Source organism: Protofrankia sp. Cj3 (assembly GCF_917627355.1).
Lineage (GTDB): Bacteria > Actinomycetota > Actinomycetes > Frankiales > Frankiaceae > Protofrankia.
In genome coordinates this window covers 3,775-8,707 of record NZ_CAKJTR010000201.1, presented here as the reverse complement: position 1 = coordinate 8,707, position 4,933 = coordinate 3,775, and the positions used below count along the sequence as shown (strand labels likewise).

The following is a 4,933-nucleotide window of genomic DNA, read 5'->3' as shown; positions in this document are numbered from 1 at the left end:
TGAATCAGGATTACGTCGTCAGGAACTACAATATCGTCTTTGGCGTGGCGATCCTGGTTGTCACAGGCCTGTTCATGTGTTCCTGCATTATCGGCGCCGTGCGCGGGGACCCGTACATTCTCGGCCGCGCTCTCGCTTCCACCGGTACCGCGATCTTCGGTTCCTTCATCGTACTGGCCCTGTTGCAGATGGTGCTTTCCGCCAGCGACGGCATCTCCGAGGCATTCGGCGACGGCGCACCGCTGGGCGCGAGCCTGGTGGCCCAGCTCCGAGCTCTCCCACAACAGGGAAATTTCGCTCTCGACATGGTTCTGTCGCTGCTTGTCGCACTGTTCTCGTTCGCGCTCTTCCTGGTTCTCTACATCCGCGAGGTGGCTATCATCGCGGTCGCGGTTTTCATCCCGCTGTACCTGGCCGGGCAGCCGGCGATGTCGACCCGCAACTGGCTGAAACGGGCCGCGGAGATTCTCGCCGCGCTCATTTTCACCAAGCCCGTCATCTATGCGATTTTTACCTTGGGCGCGAGCATCGCCAGCGACTCAACCGGATCGGCCACGGACCAGACACTGACGATTCTCAGCGGTATTGTGATCATGGCTGCCGCGGTGTTCTCGCCACTTGCGCTCCTCTATGTGATCGGGATGGCCGACGTCCAGGTGATGCAGGCGATCGGCACGGCGGGCAAGCGCGGTACAGCGAGTTTCGGCCATGGCGCGGGCGCACTGCTCGGCTCATCATCGCGGGAAACCTTCCGGGGGATCGGCGGGCGGTTGCAGAGCCGGCAGCGTAACGGTCCGGGAGCGGAGACGGGCCAACCCGTAACCGGGGATCTCACTCCGGTCGGTGCCATGGCCGGGGCGCGCAACCGGCGCGGCTCCGGCGTCGGCCCGGCAACGCGTGTCGGTACCCCGACCGCCCGAGCAGGTCGAGCCGGTGGTGGCCAGCCAGCCCCGGCCAGCTCCGCGGGTGGTTCCTCCGTAGCCGCCCCCGCGAGGGAACGCGCGGGCACCTCCGCGCGCTCCCCACGCACCCCGGTCCCCCGAGCTGTCCCGCCAAGAGCTGCCCCATCCACCGGATCGCCCGCGATGTCGCCATCGTCGGCGTCTAAGATGAGCACCCCGACGCCACCGATCCACCCCACCGCCGGAAGAAGCTGAGCGGGGCGTGGCCGCCGAACGCAGTTACCGTTTCGGCCCGCTGGAACGCGGCGGGATCCTCCTCGGCATGCGCTGGCCACAGCTCGGGCTGATGGTCGGAGTAATGTTGTGCATCCTTGGAGCGCTGCGGTCCCCGGTCATACTCGTTCCTGGCTGGATCGCACTGGCGGGCCTACTGGGGTTCGTCGCATTCGTTCGCGTCGACGACCGTAACCTCGACCAGTGGGTGCCGATCCTTTTCGGTTTCACGATGCAGAAGGTGATGGGCGAGACGGTGTTCCGTGGGGCGTTGTTCCGGACCGGCGACAACGCCGACCACCTCTCGAAGACCGCGTTGCCAGGGCCGTTGTCGTCCCTGGTGATGCTGTCGGTACCGGTCGGTAACGGCCGTTACGTGGCAGTTGTGAAGGACGCCAGGCGGGGGACGTTCACCGCTGTGTTGCAGGTGCAGGGCAGCCAGTTCGCATTGCTTGAGTCCGGCGACCAACAGGCCAGGGTGGACGCCTGGGGCGAGCTGCTGGCGGGGTTGACCGTCGGCGGTGGGCGGCTCTCGCGCATCCAGTGGCTGGAGCGCACCCTGCCGGACTCCGGTGACCAGCTGCAACGGCACTGGCGGGTGCGAGGGCATCATGACAGCTCGTGGGCAGCCCAGGCGTACCAGGAAGTTATCGACGCGGCCGGCCCGGTGGCACGGCGCCACGAGACCTTCCTGTCGTTCCAGCTACGCACACGTGACGTGCGCCGGGCGATCCAGCGCGCCGGGAACGGTGATCACGCGGCCTGTACTGTGCTGCTCGGTGAGCTGCGAACCATGGAGGCCGCGCTGGCCAGGGCATCCATCAACACGGTCGGCTGGCTGCCACCGCGCGCTCTGGCCGCGGTGATCCGCACCACCTACGACCCGTACTCGATCGAAATGATCGACGCACGCGGTGGTGCCGCGGCGGACCGGGCAGGCGGGCTCGCGGGGCTGCCCTCGGGCATCGATCCAGCGATCGCCGGCCCGGTACGCGCGGTCGCCGCCTGGGATCACTACCGCACTGACTCCGGCTTCCACACCACTTATTGGATCAATGGCTGGCCGCGGGTCCCATCTCCCGCGGCGTTCCTCGCGCCGCTGCTCATGGAAACAACCTGCCGGCGGACAGTCTCTCTCGTCGTCGAGCCGGTGCCAGGCCGCAAGGCCGAGAAGGCGGTCAACCGCCGCCGGATGGCTCATCTCGGCGAGCAACAGATGAGAGACAAGGTTGGCAAGGTAACGACCCAGCGTGACATGGCGGAAGCCTCCGAAGTGGAACGCCGCGAGCAGGAGCTCATAGCCGGGTTCGGCGCATTCCGCTTCCATGGATTCGTGACCGTCTCCGCGGACGATCTGGACGGCTTGGCCGACGCGTGCGGCGAAGCCGAAACCTTGGCGTCGCGCAGTCGGCTGGAGATGGTCCGGCTGGTAGGCGAACAAGACCAGGGGTTCAGCGTCGCCGCGCTTCCGCTGGCAGTAGGGGTGTCATGACGGTCGACCGGTCAGACGGAGCCAGAACGGACCGAGAAGCCCAGTATGAGCAGGAGGAGTCACGCCGGAGTGAACGTGCGGCGGCGCGGGCTGAACGAGCTGCCGTGGGAGCCGAACGTGCGGCGATCCGACGGGCCCGAACGGCGCTGCGCCGGGGCGAGCAGCCGCCGCGGCTGGCCGGGCCCCACGCCGGCAGGCTTTTCCACCGGCTACGGCTGCCATCCCATCTGGAGACGACCGCTCAGATCGCCGGCATCTACCCGTTTGTTGTGGATGCCGGACTCAATGCCCCCGGAATGTACATCGGGCGCCATGTCTGGTCGGGTGACTCCTTTGTCTTCGACGTGTTCGAGCTCTACCGCCAACAGGTCATCGAGAACCCGAACTTCGCGGTGTTCGGCTCGGTCGGATCACGCAAGTCCTCCCTGCTCAAGACCCTGATCTCACGGGGAGCCGCGTTCGGTTACCAGGCTGCCGTTCCCTGCGATCCCAAAGGGGAGTACACCAGGCTCGCACGACGGCTCGGCTGCGAGCCGACCTACATCGGCCCGGGACTGTCAACCCGGCTCAACCCGTTGGACGCTCCGCCTCGGCCGCCCGGTATGACGGACGGTGACTGGGCCCGGGAACTCAAGCGGGCACGTTCGGCACTGCTATCCTCACTGATCGAAACCGCGAAAGGAGTGCCACTCACTCCGTCGGAGCACACCGCCGTGGATCTCGCTCTCGATGTCGTGACCCGACAGATCACCGGTGCCTCCACTGATCGGCAGGCGGTCCCGCTGCTGCCGCACGTCCTGGACGCCATGACGAACCCGACGGACGCCGACTGCTCGGGGCTGCCGGTAACCGCTACCGAACTGCGGGATTCTTCTCGGGACGCGACGCTGACGCTGCGCAGGCTCACTCATGGCGCGCTCGGCGGGCTCTTCGACGGCCCGACCACGTCCCCGCTGGACTTCGATCGGCCGATCGCCGTGCTCAACCTCGAACGGGTCCAGGGTTCTGACGAAATGATCGCATTGATCATGACTTGCGCGCAGGCCTGGATGGAAGCGGCGCTGATGCGTCAGGATGGCGTGCAGCGTTATGTCGTCTATGACGAGTGCTGGCGACTGATGCGCTTCGCGGGTCTGGTCCGACGGCTGTCCGCGCAACAAAAGCTCGCCCGCCAGTGGGGCTGCGCGAACGCGATCGTCGCGCACCGGATCTCAGACCTGCTCTCGGCGTCGCCGGATTCGGTCGAGGTGGCCAAAGGCCTGCTCGCCGAAACGGCGATTCGCATCCTGTACAAGCAGGCATCCGATCAGATCCCGGAAACCCAGCGGGCGCTCGGCCTTACCGACGTCGCCTCGGACATGCTGCCAAGACTCGACCCTGGCTTCGCTTTGTGGCTCATTGGTAACCGTGCGTTCTACGTCGAACATATCGTCGGCGATCTGGAGATTCCCGTCGTCCTCAACGGCTCAAAGATGCACGGCGAGGTCGACAATATCAACCTCTTTCCTGATGATCTCGACCCAGATCTGCTGGACGACTATGGCTATCCGGACCAGGTCGACCACGAGGGTCGTGATAACGACCCCGCCTACGCGAGCAGCAGCGGTCCAGCTGCCGACCAGCACGGCGAAGGCGACCCCCAGTACCTGGAGAAGCGCCGGGCTGGCAGCTTCGGGGCACCACACCGGTACGGACCGGACAGATTCACCGTCGACACTCCGGCCTCAGACCAGAATAGGGCCGCCCCCGAGGAAGTCATGGATACCTTCCCCTTTGGCCCGCTTTCCCGGGAGATCTAGCTTTTCGAGAAGTCCAGCTGCCCGGGATGGCCAGAACATCGGCTCTGGTTTCCGTCACGCCTGACTGTCACTGTCGGCCGCCATAGGGCGGGTTCTGCTCGCGGGGATCCGCCGATGGCGACGCCCACGGTTGTTGCTGTTGCGCCTGCCAGCCTGCCTGCGGGGCCTGCCAGCCGTCCGACGGAGGAAGCTGCTGCTGTGCGGGTGGGTATGCGTTTGGATCCTGCCAGCCACCTGGTGGCATGTACCCACCCGGCGCCGACTGATTGACGTTCACCTGTACCGGGGTGCCACCGCTGCTCACGGCGAGGGCAATGGCGACGACCCAGCCCACCAGCGTCCAGCCGAGGAAAAGATTGATCACGAAGACCGAAGCGACCTGCCGCTTGCGCACCACGGCGATAATTGTCGGAATAAAGTAAAAGGCGATGCCGAAGACGACAGCGAGCAGTATCACGACTCCAGCA

The 4,933-nt window shown here is 65.9% G+C and carries 4 protein-coding genes; 3 read left to right on the top strand and 1 reads right to left on the bottom strand.

Annotated features, from left to right (window positions below):
- From MJ783_RS19960 to MJ783_RS19950, 3 genes are all read left to right on the top strand, one after another.
- The coding region (locus tag MJ783_RS19960; RefSeq protein WP_239312600.1) for a hypothetical protein at positions 1 to 1,157 on the top strand (1,157 nt) is incomplete at its 5' end.
- 7 nt (positions 1,158 to 1,164) lie between these two features.
- Positions 1,165 to 2,667: an SCO6880 family protein gene (locus MJ783_RS19955; protein ID WP_239312598.1), complete on the top strand. Its 1,503-nt coding sequence runs from the start codon at positions 1,165 to 1,167 to the stop codon at positions 2,665 to 2,667.
- Positions 2,664 to 4,466 carry a conjugal transfer protein TraC gene (locus tag MJ783_RS19950; RefSeq protein WP_239312596.1) on the top strand — a complete coding sequence of 601 codons (1,803 nt, stop codon included), beginning with the start codon at positions 2,664 to 2,666 and terminating at the stop codon, positions 4,464 to 4,466. The genes MJ783_RS19955 and MJ783_RS19950 overlap by 4 nt, the downstream gene beginning before the upstream one ends.
- 67 nt (positions 4,467 to 4,533) lie before the next feature.
- Here MJ783_RS19950 and MJ783_RS19945 read toward each other — a convergent pair.
- On the bottom strand, positions 4,534 to 4,933 hold a 400-nt coding region (locus MJ783_RS19945), incomplete at its 5' end, for a superinfection immunity protein (protein ID WP_239312594.1).

What these genes read in the sequence shown, in the direction of transcription:
- MJ783_RS19950 (WP_239312596.1), top strand. Translation starts at nt 2,664, where the DNA reads ATGACGGTCGACCGGTCAGACGGAGCCAGAACGGACCGAGAAGCCCAG.